Origin of the sequence: Streptomyces malaysiensis subsp. malaysiensis (genome assembly GCF_040653035.1) — a bacterium.
Lineage (GTDB): Bacteria > Actinomycetota > Actinomycetes > Streptomycetales > Streptomycetaceae > Streptomyces > Streptomyces malaysiensis.
Map to the genome: position 1 here is coordinate 53277 of NZ_JBEZNG010000030.1, position 19076 is coordinate 72352.

The following is a 19076-nucleotide window of genomic DNA, read 5'->3' on the forward strand; positions in this document are numbered from 1 at the left end:
CGTCAGTCGACTTCGAGGGTGAGCAGATCCGGTGAGGCCGGACGGGACGTGGACGACGGGGTGTCCAGGTAGAACAGCGAGGTGCTGGCGATGTCGTCGCTGGTGTGCCGGTAGCGGTGCGGCAGACCGTTGCCCTGTCCCGGGCCGATGCCGAGGCTCTGCACGGTGACGCGCAGGTCCTCGGAGAAGTGGATGGGGTCCAGGACGTGCCAGCGATACATCCCGAACCGCTGCTGGCTGCTGTACAGCCCGTCCGGGCGCAGGATCTGGTTCAGGCCCAGATACGGCGTGGTGTAGGCGGTGTAGCCCCGGCCGGGGACGTCGAAGTTCCAGGCGCCGCCGAAGTAGTCCTCGGTGCCGGTGCCGCAGAGCGTCGGGAATTCGTCGTCGCCGTCGAGGTAGAACTTCAGCTCGCCCTCGCCCCACCAGCCGGGGCTGTTGACGCCCCAGGCCAGATAGGTGCCGACATAGCTGCCGGCGCCGGTGACCGTGTCCAGCAGGGTGTGCACCTCGCCGTACGGCACCGGGTGGCTGCGGCGCCACTGGGCGTGGAACCAGATGGCGTCGTCGCCGACCTCGTCCAGCTCGTAGTCCACCTGGTAGTAGAGCGTGACCTTCTCGGCGGTCAGGTTCTCCAGGGTGATCAGCGCCTTGCGGTGGAACGGCATCGGCCAGTACGCGTTGAAGCCGCCGTTGGGGTTCGCGGCGATGGGCACGGACGAGACCTGGCTGAAGGTGTTCCAGCCGTTGCAGAAGAAGTCACCGAGCGGCACCTCGACGGCCGGGTCCTCCTCGCCCTCCCAGTACATCCGCAGCAGGGTGCCCCGCCAGGCCCGGTGCGGGTCGGTGGTGCACCACAGGTGGCGGATGGTGCCCGGACCCTCGATATCGGCGAGCACGGCCGTGGTGCCGGGGTCGATGTCGATGCTGGGGGAGATCTTCCAGCCCGGCCCCAGCCTGCTCGCCGCCACGGCCCCGGTGCCCTCCGTGGCGCGGCCGCCGCCGGACTTGGCGCCGGTGACGTTCTCGGCGCTGATGGAACGGCTCACGGCACGCGTCCTGCGGGAGATGCCGTCGAGTCCAAAGGTCGTCATCGTGTGTTGCCCTCATGGGTGGGGTACGGGGTGCGTGCGGCGGACCTGAAAGAGGCGCCGTGGCGCGCGGGGAACGGCGTCACCGGCAGTGCGGCGCAGCACGTCTGAAATCCATTTCACCGCAACGTAGAGCGGGGTCCAGGGGGTGTCAAGGGGTGAGACGTATGGCCGGTCCCGGGGTGTCGACGTGCACCGCTGATATGGCTTTTGGCCAGGGCAAAGGCCATTTGTGCGGGCTCCCTTGACGATGAAATCGTTTTCTGTCAGCGTGCTCGCCATGCCTCGCAACGCAGTCATCGGTGTGGACATCGGCACTTCGAGCAGCAAGGGCGTCCTCGTCGGTCTCGATGGCACGCTGATCCGCTCGGCCGCACGGGAGCACACCCCCGCACGGCCCGGCCCCGGACGCTTCGAAATGGACGCCTCCATCTGGTGGCGCGAGTTCATCGAACTCGCGCGGGAGCTGGCCGCCGCGGATGACACCACCGTGGTCGCCGTCGGGGTCAGCGGCATGGGGCCGTGTGTCCTGCTGGCCGATGAGCGGGACACCCCACTGCGCCCCGCCGTTCTCTACGGTGTGGACACCCGCTCCGTCCACCAGATCCAGCGCATCGAGGCACGGCTGGGCGCCGATGAGATCATGCGCCGTGGCGGCTCCGCCCTGACCACACAGGCAGCGGGGCCCAAGATCGCCTGGATCGCCGAGGAGGAGCCCGAGCTCTACGCGCGGGCCCGGCGGCTGTACATGCCGAGCTCCTGGCTGGTCAGGCAGCTCACCGGCAACTACGTCCTGGACCACCACTCGGCCAGCCAGTGCACCCCGCTGTACGACACGCACACCCGCGAGTGGTACGCCCCCTGGGCCGCCGACGTCGCCCCCGGTATCGAACTGCCGCCACTGCGCTGGCCCGGCGAGGCGGCCGGAACCCTCACCCCCGAGGCCGCGAGGGCGACCGGTCTGCCCGCCGGTATCCCCGTCACCACCGGCACCGTCGACGCCTGGGCCGAGGCGCTGAGCGTGGGTGCGCAGAACATCGGCGATCTGATGCTGATGTACGGCACCACCATGTTCCTCATCCACACCGTGCCCGAGCCGCTGACCAGCCCGTCGTTGTGGGGCACGGTCGGCGCCCTGCCCGGGACCCGCAACCTGGCCGGCGGCATGGCCACTTCCGGCGCGGTCGCCAACTGGCTGCGGGACCTGTTCGCCGACGGCGACCACGCCCGACTCACCGCGCTGGCCGCCGAGTCGGGCCCCGGAGCCAATGGCCTGCTGATGCTCCCGTACTTCTCCGGCGAGCGCACCCCGATCATGGACCCGGACGCCCGTGGAGTGATCGCCGGACTGACCCTGTCCCACACCCGCGGAGACCTCTACCGGGCCGCACTCGAAGCCACCGGGTTCGCGGTCCGCCAGAACATCGAGGTCATCGAGGCGGTCGGCGGCGACATCCGCCGCGTGGTCGCCGTGGGCGGCGGCACCCAGGGCGCCCTGTGGACACAGATCGTCTCCGATATCACCGGCCGCCCACAGGAGTTGCGCACCATCACCATCGGCGCCGGCTACGGCGACGCTCTGCTGGCCGCCCAACTCGTCGGCGACGCCTCCATCGAGGACTGGAATCCAGTGCGCGAGACGGTGATGCCCCGCGCCGAGCACACCGGGCGCTACGACGAGCTGTACACCCTCTACCGGCGGCTGTACCCGGACACCGCCGCCACCGTCCACGCCCTGGCCGCACTCCAGGAGCGCTGAAGCACTCGTACTTCAGGAGCGTTGAAGCACTCGCACTTCAGGAGCGCCGAGCGCCCCCCTTTCGAATGGTGCCCTCCAGAAGGGCGCCACCCGAGAGGCCACACCCCGATGCGCCCCGGCCGGAGGCCACAGCCGCCTTCCCGCCGAGCGTGACACCGGTGACCGACTCCGCTCGACCCGCGTCGGCCCCGCCACGGACCGCACGCACCATCGACGCACCACCAACGGAGACCGCATGACCGCGTACACCCTGCCCGAGCTCCACCGGCCGCCCGCCGCCGAGCCCAACACCGTCTACACCGTGGCCAGCGGCGATCTGCGCCCCGCCGCCAACGTCACCTGCTGGCCCACCCAGGAGAAGCTGGAGGGCGACCTCGCCGCGGCCCTCACCGACCTCGGGCGGAAGGTGCGCCGCGGCCACCCGGTCGACCAGGCCAAGGGGCACGGGTTCATCGACAGCCAGCGCGCCGGGATCGAGATCTTCAAGCGGATACCCGAGGACGCCCCGCTCATCGTCGTCGAGGCCGTCTGGCAGTACAGCCACCACGTACTCTCCGGTCTGCGCGACCACCGGGGCCCGATCCTGGTCGTGGCCAACTGGAGCGGTGAGTTCCCCGGGCTGGTCGGCCTGCTGAACCTCGCCGGCAGCCTCACCAAGGCGGGATGTGACTACTCGGTGCTGTGGAGCGCCGACTTCACCGACGACTGGGCGCGCGAGTCCTTGCGCACCTGGCTGGAGACCGGCACGCTCACCCACGACACCAGCCATGTCCGGCCCCTGCCGCCCCTGCCGCGCGAGGACCCCGAGACCGAACTGGGCACGGCACTCGCCCGCCAACTGCGCGCGGAGAAGGCGATCATCGGTGTCTTCGACGAGGGCTGCATGGGCATGTACAACGCCATCATCGACGACGAGTTCCTCAACCCGCTCGGCATCTACAAGGAGCGGCTGTCGCAGAGCGCCCTGGTCGCCGAGATGAGGAACGTGTCCGACGAGGAGGCCCGGGAGGTACGCGGCTGGCTCGACCGGGCCGGGATGACCTTCCACACCGGCACCGACGAGGCCACCGAACTCACCGACGCACAGCTGCTCAGCCAGTTCACGATGTACATCGCCGCGGTGCGCATCGCCGACGACTTCGGGCTCGACGCGGTCGGCATCCAGTACCAGCAGGGCCTGAAGGACACCGTCCCGGCGAGCGACCTCGCCGAGGGCCTGCTCAACAACGTCCAGCGCCCGCCGGTGCGCAGCCGTGACGGCGCCCGCGAGCTCTACCCCGGCGCGCCGCTGCCGCACTTCAACGAGGTGGACGAGGGCGTCGCCGTCGACTCCCTGGTCACCAACCGCATCTGGACCGCGATGGGCCTCGACCCGGCCACCACACTGCATGACATCCGCTGGGGCGAGGAGTACGACGGCCGGTTCGTCTGGGTCTTCGAGATCTCCGGCTCGGTGCCCGCCTCCCACAACGGCGGCTACGACAAGTCGTACAGCATGCGCCAGCCCCCGATGTTCTTCCCCCTCGGCGGCGGCACCCTCAGCGGCGTCTCCAAGCCCGGCGAGATCGTCTGGTCGCGGGTGTTCCTGATGGACGGCGGGCTGCACGTCGACCTCGGCCGCGCCACCTCGGTCGAGCTGCCCGAGGAGGAGACCCGCCGCCGGCTCGACGCCACCAACCACCAGTGGCCGATCATGCACGCGGTCCTGCACGGCGTCACCCGCGACCAGTTCATGGCCCGCCACCGCGCCAACCACCTCAACGTGGCCTACGCCCCCGACGCGGCGACCGCCGACAAGGCGCTGCGCGCCAAGGCCGCGCTCTTCGCCGAGCTGGGCGTCGAGGTGCACCTGTGCGGAGACGTGGCCATCCAGCCGTAGCCATGCCGTAGCCATAGCCGTAGAAGCGCACGATTCCGAGGAGTCGCACATGGCAGCTTCATCACATCCCCTCAGCGCCAGTACGGCCGGTGGGGACCACGCCGCAACCGCCGGTGGCCCCGGCCGCCGTCTGGTGCTCACCGCCGGTCTGGGCCTGGCGGCGACGGCGGCCGGACTGACGGCGGGGGCGCCACGGGCCGTCGCCGCGGCCGCCGCCATCACCGGCACGAAGGTCAGAAACCTCACGGGCCCGGCCGAGACGGGCCGGTTCGCCGCACCGTGGACCGACCTGGGCATCCCCGTCCGCTGCCCCGACGGCACGATGCTGTTCATCTGCGGCGACACCTTCGACGGAGGCGGGGTGGGCGGCCCCGACTGGCGGGCCCCGGTGGGCCTGCGGGCCCGCCACCCCGATCTGAACGCCCTCGTCATCGACGACAGCGTGGGCGGTTCACACGCCGTGGGCCTGGTCCCGGAGAGCCACGAGAACAACACGACCGCCATACCGTCGGACGTCTTCACCGTCGGCGACACGATGTACATGCATCTGATGCGCGGTGTCCTGTACCGGACCCACCACTCCGACTTCTGGCGCTCGACGGACAACGGCCAGACGTGGCAGTACCTGTGCCAGTGGCCCGGGGACCAGTACGGAGGCCAGTTCCAGCAGAAGACCTACGCGGTCGCGGACGACGGCTATTGCTATGTCCTGTCGAGCGTGTTCAACCGGGACGTGGCATCCGACCTCCTGCTCCACCGCGTCCGGCAGGACCAACTGGGCGACCCGGCGGCGTACCAGCCGTGGGGCTATGCGAACGGCTCCTGGGGCTGGGGCAACTACCCCACCACGATCACCGCCCGGCGCCGGTTCGGGGAGATCTGTTTCCGTGCGATGGGCGGCAAGTACGCCCTGACCTGGCTGAACATGGAGCCCCTTGACATCCGCGCCCAGGTTTTCGCCCTGCCGACAAGCGACCTGTTCGCCACCCCGGAACAGCCCCTCATCGTCCCCACCACTCCCGGCAACGAGTCCGGCAACGCGGTGGCCAACCCCTACGGCGGTTTCATCGTCCCGGGCTCGACCTTCGGCGACTTCCACCTCGCCGTGAGCCAGTGGTACGACGACCAGAACTACCGGGTGATGCAGTACCGGATCAACGGCCTGGCCGCCTGAGCACGCCGCCACCGACATCCGCGGAGGAGCCGAGCAGCTGGTGGGGCCGCACCTGGCCGCTGACCCCGTTGGGGTGCGCCGTCACCGGCGCGGATACTGGGGCCCATGCGTATCGATTTCGACCCCGAGACCATGGGCCCCGTCCCGTTCTACAAGCTGCTGACCTCGACCATCGTGCCCCGGCCGATCGCCTGGGTGTCCACGGTCAGCGGGGATGGTGCCGCCAACCTCGCCCCGCACTCGTTCTTCACCGTCGCGGCCGTGGATCCGCCGATCGTGCAGTTCACCTCCGTGGGGCGCAAGGACTCGCTGCGGAATGTCGAGGACACCGGGGAGTTTGTGGTGAACCTCGCCCCCGAGGCACTGTTCGAGCAGGTCAACGCGACCGCGACAAACTTTCCGCACGGGGTGAGCGAGTTCGAGGCGGTGGGGGTGGCGCAGGAGCCGAGTGCGCGGGTGAAGCCACCCCGGGTGGCGGGGTCGCCGGTGGCGCTGGAGTGTGTGGTGCACGGCACGCTGGGGCTCGGAAATTCGACGGTGGTTCTCGGGCGGGTGGTGCATGCCGTGGTCGACGACGAGGTGATGGTCGACGGGCATGCGGAGATCTCCAGGCTGCGGCCGCTGTCCCGGCTGGGCAAGAACGAATGGGGCACGGTCGGCGATGTGCGCGACCTCGCCCGGATCCGTTACGAGGACTGGGAGGGCCGGGGGCTGGAGCAGGCGTGAGGCGCACCGGCCGGAGCAAGCGGAGGAAGGGGCCGGGGTGATGGAGAGCGTGGTGTTCGACATCGGCTCGACCCTCGTCCGTGAGGACCGCTACTGGGGTGCCTGGGCCGACTGGCTCGGGGTGCCGCGGCATACCCTGTCCGCGCTGGTGGGAGCCGTGGTCGCGCAGGGGCGGGACGACGGGGACGCGATCCGGCTGGTGCGACCGGGCGTGGACATCGAGGCCGAGCGGCGGGCGCGGGAGGCGGCGGGCCGTGGGGAGTGGCTGGACGAGTCCGATCTGTACCCGGATGTGCGGTCCGCGCTCGGCGCGCTGCGGGCGTCGGGGCTGCGGGTGGTCCTGGCCGGAAATCAGTCGCTGCGGGCGGGTGAGCTGCTGCGCGGCCTGGGGCTGCCGGTCGACGCCGTGGCGACATCCAGTGAGTGGGGGGTCGCCAAGCCCGATCCGGAGTTCTTCCGGCGGGTGGCGCAGCTCGGTGGTGCCGCGCCCGGGGACACGGTCTACGTGGGTGACTACCCGGCCTTCGACATCCGCCCCGCGAAGGCCGCCGGGCTGCGGGCCGCGCATATCCGCCGGGGGCCGTGGGCGTATCTGTGGGCCGATACGGACGACGCGGCGATGGCGGACTGGCGGATCGACTCGTTGGACCGGCTGGTGGAGATCGTCACCGAACCCCGGATGTGACCGTCACGGAACCGCGGATGTGACCGGGTCACCGAACCGCCGGTGTGATCGGACCCATGGCGTGGCAGCTCGGATGGTGTGGCAGCCCTGGGGAGAGGTGCGTGCTGGGTGAGGAATTCACACCCGGTGTGACGCGAATGCCTGCATATATCTACCGCACACCCTTCCCTGATGCCCCGCATGGCGATTGACTCGTCCCATGCCGCTCAGGGGGCGCCAGACCTGAGCGAAGGGGCCGCCGGACTCCTCCCTCCTCGGCCGGCGGCCCACCCCCTGCCCTTATGGGTGCGTCAGCCCGCCGACTCGGCCGCGTGGGCGCTCAGCACACCCAAGCCGACCAGCGCGAAGAGTGCGATGCCCAGCAGGATCCGGTAGATCACGAACGGCATGAAGCTCTTGCTTGAAATAAACTTCATGAACCACGCGATGACCACATATCCGACCACGAAGGCGATAACCGTCGCGAAGATCGTCGGGCCCCACTCCGTATGGCCATCGGACGCGTCCTTCAGCTCGAACGCACCGGAGGCCAGCACCGCCGGCACGGCGAGAAGGAAGGAGTAGCGGGCCGCCGCCTCACGGGTGTAGCCCATCAGCAGTCCGCCGCTGATCGTCGCGCCCGACCGGGACACGCCCGGCACCAGCGCCATCGCCTGGCAGACGCCGAATATCAGGCCGTCGCGGATGTTCAGTTCTTGCAGTGTCTTGCGCTGGTTGGCGACGCGATGCCGGCCGCCGCTCTCATCGCGCGCCGCACGGCGGTCCGCGAAGCCCAGCACGAGACCCAGGACCACGAGGGTCGTGGCTATGAGCCGCAGATCGCGGAACGGACCATCGATCGCGTCCTGAAGAGTGAGCCCGAGCACGCCGATGGGCAGCGAGCCGACGATCACCAGCCAGCCCATCTGGGCGTCGTGGTTGCCGCGCCACTCCTTGCTGAAGAGCGAGCGGAACCAGGCCGAGACGATATTGACGATGTCCTTGCGGAAGTAGATGAGTACCGCGAGCTCCGTGCCGATCTGGGTGATCGCGGTGAAGGCGGGCCCAGGGTCGTTCCAGCCGGCGAACGCGGCCGTGAGCCGCAGATGGGCGCTGGAGGAGATCGGAAGAAACTCAGTCAGCCCCTGGACCAGCCCGAGGATGAATGATTCGAACCACGACATTGAGTCTTCGCTATCCAAGGCTGATCGTGCGCTGATCAGTTCATAGCCATGGATAACCAGGCGTGACCGATTCAGGGCGGGATGGTCGGCGGGAAGCCGGCGGTCGAGGATCAACAGCCGGTTGGGGGGCAGCGTAGCGTCCCCGGCTGCGCGGCCCATCAAGGGCCTGGTCAGACCATAGGTTCATCGCTTTGACCTCGGGTACTCGGCGCTCGGCCGCCCGGCCGCGGGCGCCCTGCCGAGGATCGGCCCTGAACAGCGCCTGAACAGCCGCAGACAGCTATGGACAGCCGAGGACAGCCGAGGAGCCGAACCGTATGACCGCGAGCGGGCACCACGGAGGACAGGGAGATCGAGGGGAGGGACCCGGAGACGGAGCCGGAGCCAGGACCGGCCCCGGCGGGACGATCACCACCGAGGTCCCGGCGCGGCTGGACCGGCTGCCCTGGTCGCGCTGGCACTGGATGATCGTGGTCGGCCTCGGCACCGTATGGATCCTGGACGGTCTCGAGGTGACCGTCGTCGGCAATATCGCCAGCCGCCTCTCCGAGCCCGGCAGCGGGCTGACCATCACCGACGCGCAGGTCACCGGGATGGCGGCGGCCCTGTATGTGGCCGGGGCCTGCACCGGGGCGCTGGTCTTCGGCTGGCTCACCGACCGCTACGGCCGCAAGAAGCTCTTCCTCATCACGCTCGGGGTCTATCTGGCCGCCACCGCGCTCACCGCCATCTCCTTCTCGGCCTGGTGGTTCTTCCTGTTCCGCTTCCTCACCGGCTTCGGCATCGGCGGGGAGTACGCGGCCATCAACTCCGCGATCGACGAGCTGATCCCCAGCAGATACCGGGGCCGTGTCGATCTGGTCATCAACGGGAGCTTCTGGCTCGGTGCGATGGGCGGCTCGCTGCTCTCCGTGCTGATGCTCAACACCAGCTTCTTCGCGCTGAACGTGGGCTGGCGGCTCACCTTCGCCCTCGGCGTCGTCCTGGGCCTGGTCATCCTGCTGGTCCGCCGGAACGTCCCGGAGAGCCCGCGCTGGATGTTCATCCACGGCCGGGCGGAGGGCGCCGACGAACTGGTCGCGGCGGCCGAACGGCGGATCGAGGACGAGACCGGGCGGCGCCTCCCCGAACCGGACAGGGCCATCACCATCAGAACGCGGAAGAGCACCGGCTTCATCGAGATCGCCCGGACCGTCCTCCGGGCGTATCCCCGGCGCGCGGTCCTCGGGCTCGCCCTCTTCATCGGGCAGGCGTTCCTCTACAACGCCATCACCTTCGGCTTCGGCTCGATCCTGGTGCGGTTCTTCGCCGTGCCCAGCGGTGACACCGGCTACTACTTCGTGGTCATCGCCTTCGGCAACTTCCTCGGGCCGCTCCTGCTGAGCAGGCTCTTCGACACGGTCGGCCGCCGTCCGATGATCTCGGGGACCTACATCCTCTCCGGTGTGCTGCTGTTCATCACTGCCTGGATGTTCGGCAACGGCTGGCTCGGCGCGGCCACGATGACCGCCTGCTGGTGCGTGGTCCTCTTCTTCGCCTCGGCCGGTGCGAGCTCCGCGTATCTGACGGTCAGCGAGGTCTTCCCGATGGAGACGCGCGCCCTGGCCATCGCCTTCTTCTACGCCGTCGGCACGGCGGCCGGAGGCATCAGCGGTCCGCTGATCTTCTCGGAGCTGACCCGGAGCGGCGTCGTCGCCGACACCGTGCTGGCGTTCTCCATCGGGGCGGCGCTCATGGTCGCCGCCGGGCTCGTCGCCGCCTTCCTCGCCGTCCCGGCGGAACGCCGCCCGCTCGAGGACATCGCCGAACCGCTGTCCGCCCGCGCCGCGGCCACCTCCGCCCCCGGACGGGCGGGCGGCTGACGCCCGGCACGCGGCCCGGCCGTCAGACCCGCGGCAGCGTCTCGCCAGGCGTCCCGCCCGCGGCCGCGTCCTCCCTGGGGCGCTCCCCGAGCCGCGCGGGCCGCAGACGGCCGCGTTTGCGCCAGGCCACCAGCGCCCCGGCGACGGCGGGCACCGCGATGAACGCCAGCGCGAGGAGGAAGACGGGTGAGGTGGGGGTGGTGGCGCGGCTGCCCGCGACCACGTACGCGGCGGTGTTCGGCACGCTGCCCAACCCCGTGGCCAGCAGAAACGACAGCCAGCCCATCCGCGAGACGGCCGCGCAGTAGTTGGCGGCGGCGAACGGCACGCCGGGGAACAGCCGGATCGCCAGCATGGACCGGAACCCGTGGTGGCTCAGCTGGCGGTCCGCCGCCGTGAGCCAGCGGCCCCGCAGCAGCGGACGCAGCGCGTCCTGGCCCAGCAGTCGGCCGAGACCGAAGGCGATCCCGGCGCCGATCACCGTGCCGGCGACGGCCGTGATCAGCCCGATCCGGATGCCGAAGAGCGCACCGGCCGCCAGGTTCAGCAGCGGCCGGGGCACCAGCGCGGCGGTGCCCACCCCGTACGCGGCCGTGAACAGCACCACGGCCGTCGCGCCCGACAGCTGTGGCGGCCAGCCCTGGGTCAGCAGCCGCTGCGGCTCCCACAGCCAGACCGCGATCGCGGAACCCGTGAGCAGCGCGGCGAGCAGCCCCAGCCGTGACCACGGTGAGAGGAGCACGGCGCGGGCCCGGCGGGTGGCCGGTTTCGCGGGCGGTGCGGCGACATCGAGCACCGCTGGAGCGTAACCGACCGGGCCCGGCGGGCACCGCGATGTCGTCGCGTTGTCGTCCGATTGTCGGAATACCGTCGACATAGCGTCGGTGGACCGTTGCGAACCGGCCCGCGGACCGCCGGAAACCGGTCCGCGGACCGCCGGAAACCGGCCCGCGGGCCGTCGCGGGACACCCCGAACGCCGCGGGCCGCACACCTCATACGCGCAGGCCGGACGCCCGGCCAACCGCCTCAGTGCCCCCGGTCGTCCGCTCCCGGACCACCGGCCCCACCGACCCCGTACGCACCGAAAACCATTCGACGCGGACCGTACGGTGCGCGAAGATCACAGCATGTTCCGGCTCGCCTTCCTCACGCCGACGTCCGCGGTCGCGGACGCGCCGAAGGCTGCCGTCCTCTCTCCCGCTCCGGCCGCGGTCGCCGCCCTCACCACGGACCCGCCCGCCGCCCTCCCCGCCATCTGCCTCCACGGCGCCCGAAGCTGACCCTCCTCGGACAACTCCGACGGATCCCCCAGGGGGAGGGTCGGCGAGGTTCTGGGGTCCGCGCTTCCCACCCCCGCTGACGAGGAGAGACCGTCGCATGTCCAAGCAGACCTATGTGCGTACCAAGCCGCATCTGAACATCGGCACCATGGGCCATGTCGACCACGGCAAGACCACGCTGACCGCCGCCCTCACCAAGGTGCTGAGCGAGCGCGGCACCGGCGCCTTCGTCCCGGCGGACCGTATCGACCGGGCGCCGGAGGAGGCCGCGCGCGGCATCACCATCAACATCGCGCATGTCGAGTACGAGACCGAGACCCGCCACTACGCGCATGTGGACATGCCGGGCCACGCCGACTTCATCAAGAACATGGTGACCGGCGCCGCCCAGCTCGACGGGGCGATCCTCGTCGTCTCCGCGCTCGACGGCGTGATGCCGCAGACCGCCGAGCATGTGCTGCTGGCCCGCCAGGTCGGCGTCGACCACATCGTGGTGGCCCTCAACAAGGCCGACGCGGGCGACCCCGAGCTCACCGACCTCGTCGAGCTCGAGGTGCGCGAGCTGCTCTCCGCGCACGGCTACCCCGGCGACACCACGCCCGTCGTCCGGGTCTCCGGGCTGCGGGCGCTGGAGGGCGACCCGCGCTGGACCGGGGCGATCGAGGCGCTGCTGGACGCCGTGGACATCTATGTGCCGACGCCCGTGCGCCACACCCGGGCGCCGTTCCTGCTACCGGTGGAGAACGTGCTGACCATCACCGGACGCGGCACGGTGGTCACCGGAGCCATCGAGCGCGGCACGGTACGGGTCGGCGACCGGATCGAGGTGCCCGGCACCGATGTGGCCACGGTGGTCACCGGAGTGGAGACCTTCGGCAAATCCATGGAGTCGGCCGAGGCGGGCGACAACGTGGCGCTGCTGCTGCGCGGGGTGGCGCGGGACGCGGTGCGCCGCGGTCATGTGGTGGCCGCGCCCGGCAGCGTCGTACCGAGGCGGCGCTTCACGGCGCGGGTGTACGTCCTGTCGGCGGCCGAGGGCGGCCGGCGGACACCGGTGTCCACCGGCTACCGCCCGCAGTTCTACCTCCGTACGGCCGATGTGGTCGGCGCCGTGGACCTCGGGGCCACCGCGGTGGCGCGCCCCGGTGACACCGTCACCATGACGGTCGAGCTCGGCCGCGCCGTACCCCTGGAGCCGGGCCTCGGCTTCGCGATCCGCGAGGGCGGCCGCACGGTGGGCGCGGGGACGGTGACCACCGTGCGGCCGTGACCGCCACCGGCCCCGCCCGTCCGCCTCTCCCGGGCGAGAGGCGGACGGGCGAGGCCGCCATCCGCGTGTGACGGCACAATGAGGGGGTGAACGAGCCGATACCCGTGAGCCGGGCCGTGGACGGTGGCACCGCCAAGCTGATGCCGGACCTGGACCGCCCGCACGCCTGGCTGCTCACGGTGGACGGCGCCCCGCAGTCGTATGTCGACCTGGACGATCCGGGCCATCTCGAATTCGAGTACGCGCGGCGGATCGCCCATGTCCTGGACGTGGCCGCCACTCCCGGCGCCCCGCTCGACGTACTGCACCTGGGCGGCGGGGCGCTGACGCTGCCTCGCTATCTGGCCGCCACCCGCCCCGGTTCGCACCAGGTGGTGGTCGAGGCCGACCGGGGGCTGCTGGAGCTGGTCGCCGAGCATCTTCCGCTGCCGTCCGGGACGGGCATCACGGTGTCCGCGCGGGACGCCAGGACCGCGCTGGAGGCCGCGCCCGAGGGGTCCGCCGATGTCATCGTGGCCGATGTCTTCGGCGGTTCACGGGTGCCCGCGCATCTGACCTCCGTGGAGTACGCCCGCGCCGCGGCCCGGGCGCTGCGGCCGGGCGGGTGGTACACGGCGAATCTGGCCGACAGTGCGCCGTTCACCTTCCTCCGCTCCCAACTGGCCACCTACCGCACGGCGTTCGCCCATCTCGCGCTGATCGCGGAGCCGTCCGTACTGCGCGGCCGCCGGTTCGGCAACGCGGTGCTGGTGGCCGCACAGACCGAACCGCCGGTCGCCGCGCTGGCCCGCCGCACCGCCGCCGACGCCTTCCCGGCCAGGGTCGAGTACGGGGCGGAGCTGGAGCGCTTCATGGGCCGCGCGGCGCCGGTGTGGGACGAGGACGCCGTACCGTCGCCCGAGCCGCCGGGTGGGGCGTTCAGCGTGGGCTGACCGGCTTCGGGGCGGTGTCCTCGGCGGCCGGCCCGCCCTCGGCGACGGGCGTGGTCTCGCTCCGGCGCAGCCGCCGTACGTCCGGGACCGTCAGCACCGCCAGCGTCAGCGCCAGGATCAGCGCCGAGCAGCCCCACAGCGAGGCCGTCCGGCCGAACGCCTCCTCGGCCGGGCCGGTGAGCGCCGTGGCGAGCGGCACCATGGCGACCGAGCCGAACCAGTCGTACGCCGAGACCCGCGACAGCTTGTCCTCGGGGATCTCCTGGTGCAGCGCGGTCATCCAGGACACCCCGAACACCTCGATCGACACCCCCACCAGGAACATCACCGTGACCAGCGCCGGAACCGGCACCGGCACGGCGAGCGCGGCCGACGGCAGGGAGAGCGGCAGCACGCTCAGGGAGCCCGCGAGCAGCAGCCGGCGCGGCCGCCAGCGGACCATCAGCAGACCGCCCAGGACGGTGCCCGCGCCGAACGCCGCGAGCGCGAACCCCCAGGGGCGCGCCCCGCCCAGATGGTCCTCGGCCACCAGCGGGCCGAACACCGACTCGGCCGCCCCCACCACGGCGTTGACGACGGCGAACTGCACGACGATCGACCACAGCCAGGGCCGGCCGACGACTTCGCGCCAGCCTTCGCGCAGATCCCGCACCATTCCGCCGCCGGGTTCCCGCCGCGGGACGGCACTGACGTCGAGCAGGGAGCGCAGGGCGCCCGCGACCGCGAACGCGGCGGCGTCGACGGCCAGCACCCAGCCGGGGCCGACCACCGCGATCAGCGCGCCGCCGAGCGCGGCCCCGCCGATCTGCGCACCGTTCATACCCATCCGGAACAGCGCGAAGGCGCGGGCGGCCTGCTGGCGGGTGACGCTGGAGAGCAGCATGCCCTCGGCGGCGGGGGAGAAGAACGCCTGCCCGGTGCCGCCGAGCGCGGAGAGCACCGCCATCTGCCACAGCCGTCCCTCGCCGGACAGGACGAGCACGGCGAAGGCGGCCTGGGAGACGCAGTTGAGGCTGTTGGCGGCGACCATCACCCGGTGGCGGGGCAGCCGGTCCGCCAACGCGCCGCCGATCAGCAGGAAGACGACCAGCGGAAGGGTGCGGGCCGCCGCCACCAGCCCCACGTCGCCGCCGTCCCCGCCCGCCTCCAGAACCGCGAACGCCGCCGCGATGAGGGCTCCGGCGTTTCCGAGGCCCGTCACCACGGCGGCGGCGGTCAGCAGTGTGTAGTTGCGGCCGGCCCACGCGGGGCGATGCGATCGGAGGCGCGGGGCCGGAGGAGTCGTCACATTCGGACTATCCCTGGGGGCGGGCCCCGGCGTCCAACCGAATTCCGGCCGCCGTGATCAGGCGGTCAGGCGGTCAGGCGGTCAGGAGACCTCCGACTTCATCGGCCGCAGCGAACTCATGATCTTCTTGATGGTGGACTCCGGGACCTCTTCCTTGGTGCCCTTGACGGAGTACAGGACCCAGGTGGCGAAGTCGCCGTTGGTGTCCGTGTAGGTCACGGTGACCGACTTGCCGTCGGTGGTGCACTTGTCGGTCTTCTTCACTCCGGTGACGGTGGCCGTCGAGGTGTAGCCCTTGAGGCCATGGGCGCTGGTGAACTTCTTGGCCTCGGTGACCTTGCGGGTCCCGGTCTGGTGCTGGTCGAAGGCGGCGAAGACCCAGTTCTCGGCCTCGATCTTGGCGGCCGACGCCTCGCTCTTGGCGCCCTGGGCGCCCTTCGAACCCGCCCCGGCGGCGTGGCTCTTGTTGGTGTAGCCGTCCTTGTCCTTGACCGAGCAGTAGTCCTTCTTGAACCTTGCCGGAGCGGACATCACGACGAGCGGCTTGCCCTTGTCGTCCTCGAACCCGGTGCTCAGCCCCGGCGATTCGACCGTCCAGTCCGGGGGGACGTCGAAGGCGTTGTGCCGCTTGGCGCTGACCACCGGCTTCCAGCCGGGTATGACCGGTTTGACGTCGCCGGCGTCACCGCCGGCGCGCGGGTTGTCCGCACCGCCGCCGGCCGGGTCCTCGGTCGGTTCCTCGGACTTCGGGGCGGACGAGGTGACGGCGGGCGTCTTGTCCTTGCCCTTCGACTCGTCGCCGCCGTCGCTGTCGTCCTTGCCCAGGACCAGCGCACCGGTGATGGCGGCGGCCGCGACGACCGCGATCGCCGCGACGATGGCGATGGTGGCCGTGCGCTTCTTGTTGTCGCGCGGCGGCTGCGGTGCGCCGGGTGGACCGGACGGAGCGCCCCACTGCTGACCGGGCGGACCCTGCGGCGGGCCGGGAGGTGGGCCCTGCGGCGGGCCGGGCGGACCCTGCGGCGGGCCGTAGCCCGGCTGTTGCGGCTGCCCCGGCTGCTGCTGGGGCGGTTGCTGCTGGGGTGGCTGCTGATAGGGATTCGGCTGCTGATACCCCGGCTGCTGGTACGGGTTGGGCTGGTTGTATCCCGGCTGCTGGTACCCCGGCTGCTGATAGGGGTTCTGACCTTGCGGGTTGTTCTGCTCGCCCCCGGGCGGCTGCTGTCCTGGCCACATGGCCAGTAACGATAGAGGGGGTTGACGACAGCTGCTACGGCTGCCCCTTGAACCGGCCCTTTCCCGCGTTCCTACCGAGTGGTAACTTCCGGGGCATGTCAGAAACCCTGCCCTCCGTCGGCGAGATGCTCGCCGCCACGGTGCCCATGGTGCGCACCCTGAACCTGGAGTTCCGCGAGACGTCGCCCGAGCGCGCGGTGCTGAGCCTGCCGGACCAGTCCGACTTCCACAACCACGTCGGCGGCCCCCACGCGGGCGCCATGTTCACCCTGGCCGAGTCCGCGAGCGGCGCCGTCGTGCTGGCGGCGTTCGGCGATCAGCTCGGCCGTGCCGTACCGCTGGCCGTGCGCGCCGAGATCGGCTACAAGAAGCTCGCCAAGGGGCCCGTCACCGCGACCGCCACCCTCGGCCGCCCCGCCGCCGATGTGGTCGCGGAACTGGACGCGGGGGAGCGCCCCGAATTCCCCGTGAACGTGGCGATCACCCGCGAGGACGGCGCGGTCACCGGCGAGATGTCCATCGTGTGGACCCTGCGCCCCCAGAGCTGATCAGCTCCTCCTTTCGCCGGACTCGACGCGGGCGGGAGCACGACCTGGGGATGATGGCGACCGCGCGCCGATTGAGTAGGCTTCCCGGCGTGTGCCGCGTCCCGTCCGGCGCACGCCGGGAAGCGGTCGCCACATGGGGAGGAACCGGCGTTGCATATCCAAGAGTGGCTCGAGAACGTGCCCGCGATCAGTGTGTATCTGCTCGTGGGCGTCGTCATCGGTCTGGAGAGCCTCGGCATCCCGCTTCCCGGTGAGATCGTCCTGGTCAGCGCGACGCTGTTGGCGGCCTCCCAGGACCACATCAACCCCTACATCCTGGGGACGTGCGCCGTCGCGGGCGCGGTGATCGGCGACTCCATCGGCTATCTCATCGGCCGTAAGGGCGGACAGCCACTCCTCAACTGGCTGGGCCGGAAATTCCCCAAGCACTTCAGCGCCGAACACGTGGCCACCGCCGAGCGCTCCTTCCAGAAGTGGGGTATGTGGGCGGTCTTCGTCGGCCGTTTCATAGCGCTGCTGCGGATCTTCGCGGGGCCGCTCGCGGGTGTGCTGCGCATGCCGTACTGGAAGTTCCTCATCGCCAATGTGCTCGGCGGCATCGTCTGGGCCGGTGGCACCACCGCGGTCATCTACTCCGTGGGCAAGGTCGCGGAGGACTGGCTCAAGCGCTTCTCCTGGCTGGGCCTCGTGCTGGCCCTGCTCTTCGGTCTCGGGTCGATGCTGGTCATGAAGTGGCGTTCCAAGAAGGCCGGGCCCGCCGCGGGCGCGACGGCCGATGCCGAGACGGCCGAGCCGGAGCCGGTCCCGGCCGGTGACTGAGGCGGCCGGGAGCGGCCGGACGGGTCTTACCGGTCTTACCGGTCTCACCGGTCGGGGCGGGGAATGTGAAGGGGACGACCAGGTGGGAGAGACGGTGCGCGCCTTGATCTTCGGAATCGGCGGGAAGGAGCCGAGGATCGCCCCCGAGGCGTTCGTGGCCCCCACGTCGGTGGTGATCGGCGACGTGGTGCTCGCGGCCGGATCGAGCATCTGGTACCAGACGGTGCTGCGGGGCGACGGCGGCCCCATCGTCCTCGGCGCCGACAGCAACATCCAGGACAACTGCACCGTGCATGTCGACCCCGGATTCCCGGTCTCGATCGGCGAGCGCGTCTCCGTCGGGCACAACGCGGTCGTGCACGGCTGCACGGTCGAGGACGATGTGCTGATCGGCATGGGGGCCACCGTCCTCAACGGCGCCCGGGTCGGCACGGGATCGCTGGTCGCCGCCCAGGCCCTGGTGCCGCAGGGGATGCAGATACCGCCCGGTTCGCTGGTGGCCGGGGTGCCGGCGAGGGTGAAGCGCCCCCTCACCGAGGAGGAGCGGGAAGGCATCAGGCTCAACGCCCAGGTGTACGCGGAGCGGGCGAAGCAGTACCGGGAAGCACTCGGAGACGGCGAGTAGCCCGATGTGATCGGATGGTGGTCATGGACTGGGAAGGCTTCGCCGAGCGCATGGCCACGATGGCGCGGGACCTGCTGGCACAGGAATCCGTGGAGGCCACCCTGGAGCGGATCACCGAATCCGCGATGGACCTCGTGGAGGGCTGTGACGCGGCCGGCATTCTGGTGCTCCACGGCAGGCGGGTGGAGACCCTCGCCCCCACGGACGGGCTGGTCGTCCGGTCCGACCGGCTCCAGGAGCGGCTCGGCGAGGGGCCCTGCTTCGACGCCGCCCGTCGGCTGGGCGGTGAGCGGGTGTTCCGGATCAAGGACTTCTCCCAGCCCGAGGAGTACTGGCCGGACTACGTCGGCCAGGCCCGCGACCTCGGCATCGGCAGCATGATGGGGTTCCTGCTCTACACCGAGCACGAGAACCTCGGCGCCCTGAACGTCTACTCGCGGCGCCCCGCCGCCTTCACCAAGGCCAGCGAGACGGCCGGCTGGCTGCTCGCCTCGCATGCCGCGGTCGCCTTCTCCAGCGCCCGTACCGCCGATCAGCTCCAGCAGGCGGTGGAGACCCGGCACACCATCGGGGAGGCCATGGGCATCCTCATGGAACGCCTGAAGATCACCGAGGATGACGCCTTCGCGCTGATGCGGCGGGTGTCCCAGGAGCGGAACGTCAAGCTGCGGGACATCGCCCGGCAGATCTGCGAGAGCGGCGGCATCGACGGCTGACCCGCCGGTCCATGGGCAGTCG

General features: G+C 70.9%; 18 protein-coding genes. 13 read left to right on the forward strand and 5 right to left on the reverse strand.

From position 1 onward, the window contains the following. Positions 1-2 precede the first annotated feature (2 nt). Positions 3-1094: a glycoside hydrolase family 172 protein gene (locus AB0E24_RS38635; RefSeq protein ID WP_359384270.1), complete on the reverse strand. Its 1092-nt coding sequence runs from the start codon at positions 1092-1094 to the stop codon at positions 3-5. A gap of 277 nt (positions 1095-1371) precedes the next feature. Between AB0E24_RS38635 and AB0E24_RS38640 the strand changes: the two genes are divergently transcribed. The 5 genes from AB0E24_RS38640 (at position 1372) to AB0E24_RS38660 (ending at position 7314) form a co-directional block, all read left to right on the forward strand. Then, the gene (locus AB0E24_RS38640; protein ID WP_359384272.1) at positions 1372-2850 is read left to right on the forward strand and encodes an FGGY-family carbohydrate kinase; all 1479 of its coding nucleotides are present in this window, start codon (positions 1372-1374) and stop codon (positions 2848-2850) included. A gap of 235 nt (positions 2851-3085) precedes the next feature. Continuing rightward, positions 3086-4729 carry a fucose isomerase gene (locus AB0E24_RS38645; protein WP_359384274.1) on the forward strand — a complete coding sequence of 548 codons (1644 nt, stop codon included), beginning with the start codon at positions 3086-3088 and terminating at the stop codon, positions 4727-4729. Between the two features lie 49 nt (positions 4730-4778). After that, complete coding sequence (locus tag AB0E24_RS38650) at positions 4779-5903, forward strand: DUF4185 domain-containing protein (protein ID WP_079153207.1); 1125 nt, start codon at positions 4779-4781, stop codon at positions 5901-5903. Positions 5904-6008: 105 nt separating this feature from the next. Then, positions 6009-6629 carry a flavin reductase family protein gene (locus AB0E24_RS38655; RefSeq protein ID WP_069867396.1) on the forward strand — a complete coding sequence of 207 codons (621 nt, stop codon included), beginning with the start codon at positions 6009-6011 and terminating at the stop codon, positions 6627-6629. Positions 6630-6669: 40 nt separating this feature from the next. Then, a complete protein-coding gene (locus AB0E24_RS38660; protein WP_359384276.1) occupies positions 6670-7314 on the forward strand; it encodes an HAD family hydrolase in 645 nt (214 codons plus the stop codon). 290 nt (positions 7315-7604) lie between these two features. On the opposite strand, the gene AB0E24_RS38665 is transcribed toward AB0E24_RS38660, so the two are convergent. Then, entirely contained in the window at positions 7605-8477 is an 873-nt protein-coding gene (locus AB0E24_RS38665; protein ID WP_359150621.1) for an undecaprenyl-diphosphate phosphatase, read from the reverse strand. A 317-nt stretch (positions 8478-8794) separates the two neighbouring features. Here AB0E24_RS38665 and AB0E24_RS38670 point away from each other — a divergent pair, with 317 nt between their 5' ends. Then, a complete protein-coding gene (locus tag AB0E24_RS38670; RefSeq protein WP_359384278.1) occupies positions 8795-10339 on the forward strand; it encodes an MFS transporter in 1545 nt (514 codons plus the stop codon). A gap of 22 nt (positions 10340-10361) precedes the next feature. Here AB0E24_RS38670 and AB0E24_RS38675 read toward each other — a convergent pair whose 3' ends face one another. Next, positions 10362-11135 carry a TVP38/TMEM64 family protein gene (locus AB0E24_RS38675; RefSeq protein ID WP_359384280.1) on the reverse strand — a complete coding sequence of 258 codons (774 nt, stop codon included), beginning with the start codon at positions 11133-11135 and terminating at the stop codon, positions 10362-10364. Between the two features lie 332 nt (positions 11136-11467). Between AB0E24_RS38675 and AB0E24_RS38680 the strand changes: the two genes are divergently transcribed. From AB0E24_RS38680 to AB0E24_RS38690, 3 genes are all read left to right on the forward strand, one after another. Further along, positions 11468-11620, forward strand: coding sequence for a hypothetical protein (locus AB0E24_RS38680; RefSeq protein ID WP_167459961.1), 153 nt, complete (start codon positions 11468-11470; stop codon positions 11618-11620). Between the two features lie 97 nt (positions 11621-11717). Beyond that, positions 11718-12890: an elongation factor Tu gene (gene tuf / locus AB0E24_RS38685; protein ID WP_359384282.1), complete on the forward strand. Its 1173-nt coding sequence runs from the start codon at positions 11718-11720 to the stop codon at positions 12888-12890. Positions 12891-12976: 86 nt separating this feature from the next. After that, entirely contained in the window at positions 12977-13822 is an 846-nt protein-coding gene (locus tag AB0E24_RS38690; protein ID WP_359384284.1) for a spermidine synthase, read from the forward strand. Here the strand turns inward: AB0E24_RS38690 and AB0E24_RS38695 are convergent. Next, entirely contained in the window at positions 13809-15110 is a 1302-nt protein-coding gene (locus tag AB0E24_RS38695) for an MFS transporter (protein WP_359384286.1), read from the reverse strand. The two genes, AB0E24_RS38690 and AB0E24_RS38695, sit on opposite strands and share 14 nt — an antisense overlap. 81 nt (positions 15111-15191) lie before the next feature. Further along, positions 15192-16346 carry a DUF8017 domain-containing protein gene (locus AB0E24_RS38700; RefSeq protein WP_099015689.1) on the reverse strand — a complete coding sequence of 385 codons (1155 nt, stop codon included), beginning with the start codon at positions 16344-16346 and terminating at the stop codon, positions 15192-15194. Between the two features lie 95 nt (positions 16347-16441). On the opposite strand from AB0E24_RS38700, the gene AB0E24_RS38705 reads away from it, so the two are divergent. The 4 genes from AB0E24_RS38705 (at position 16442) to AB0E24_RS38720 (ending at position 19054) form a co-directional block, all read left to right on the forward strand. Then, positions 16442-16894: a DUF4442 domain-containing protein gene (locus tag AB0E24_RS38705; protein WP_069867388.1), complete on the forward strand. Its 453-nt coding sequence runs from the start codon at positions 16442-16444 to the stop codon at positions 16892-16894. Between the two features lie 150 nt (positions 16895-17044). Then, positions 17045-17713, forward strand: a complete 669-nt coding sequence (locus tag AB0E24_RS38710) for a DedA family protein (protein WP_069867387.1) — start codon at positions 17045-17047, stop codon at positions 17711-17713. A gap of 82 nt (positions 17714-17795) precedes the next feature. Beyond that, positions 17796-18338 (forward strand): gamma carbonic anhydrase family protein, encoded by a 543-nt coding sequence (locus tag AB0E24_RS38715; RefSeq protein WP_099015691.1) that lies wholly within the window; start codon positions 17796-17798, stop codon positions 18336-18338. Positions 18339-18361: 23 nt separating this feature from the next. After that, a complete protein-coding gene (locus AB0E24_RS38720; protein WP_069867558.1) occupies positions 18362-19054 on the forward strand; it encodes a GAF and ANTAR domain-containing protein in 693 nt (230 codons plus the stop codon). Positions 19055-19076: the final 22 nt, after the last annotated feature.

Excerpts from the sequence above, each read along its gene's own strand:
- tuf (WP_359384282.1), top strand. The coding sequence starts at position 11,718 with ATGTCCAAGCAGACCTATGTGCGTACCAAGCCGCATCTGAACATCGGC.
- AB0E24_RS38665 (WP_359150621.1), bottom strand. The coding sequence starts at position 8,477 with ATGTCGTGGTTCGAATCATTCATCCTCGGGCTGGTCCAGGGGCTGACT.
- AB0E24_RS38635 (WP_359384270.1), bottom strand. The coding sequence starts at position 1,094 with ATGACGACCTTTGGACTCGACGGCATCTCCCGCAGGACGCGTGCCGTG.
- AB0E24_RS38640 (WP_359384272.1), top strand. The coding sequence starts at position 1,372 with ATGCCTCGCAACGCAGTCATCGGTGTGGACATCGGCACTTCGAGCAGC.
- AB0E24_RS38705 (WP_069867388.1), top strand. The coding sequence starts at position 16,442 with ATGTCAGAAACCCTGCCCTCCGTCGGCGAGATGCTCGCCGCCACGGTG.
- AB0E24_RS38655 (WP_069867396.1), top strand. The coding sequence starts at position 6,009 with ATGCGTATCGATTTCGACCCCGAGACCATGGGCCCCGTCCCGTTCTAC.
- AB0E24_RS38670 (WP_359384278.1), top strand. The coding sequence starts at position 8,795 with ATGACCGCGAGCGGGCACCACGGAGGACAGGGAGATCGAGGGGAGGGA.
- AB0E24_RS38680 (WP_167459961.1), top strand. The coding sequence starts at position 11,468 with ATGTTCCGGCTCGCCTTCCTCACGCCGACGTCCGCGGTCGCGGACGCG.
- AB0E24_RS38660 (WP_359384276.1), top strand. The coding sequence starts at position 6,670 with ATGGAGAGCGTGGTGTTCGACATCGGCTCGACCCTCGTCCGTGAGGAC.
- AB0E24_RS38720 (WP_069867558.1), top strand. The coding sequence starts at position 18,362 with ATGGACTGGGAAGGCTTCGCCGAGCGCATGGCCACGATGGCGCGGGAC.
- AB0E24_RS38700 (WP_099015689.1), bottom strand. The coding sequence starts at position 16,346 with ATGTGGCCAGGACAGCAGCCGCCCGGGGGCGAGCAGAACAACCCGCAA.
- AB0E24_RS38650 (WP_079153207.1), top strand. The coding sequence starts at position 4,779 with ATGGCAGCTTCATCACATCCCCTCAGCGCCAGTACGGCCGGTGGGGAC.
- AB0E24_RS38645 (WP_359384274.1), top strand. The coding sequence starts at position 3,086 with ATGACCGCGTACACCCTGCCCGAGCTCCACCGGCCGCCCGCCGCCGAG.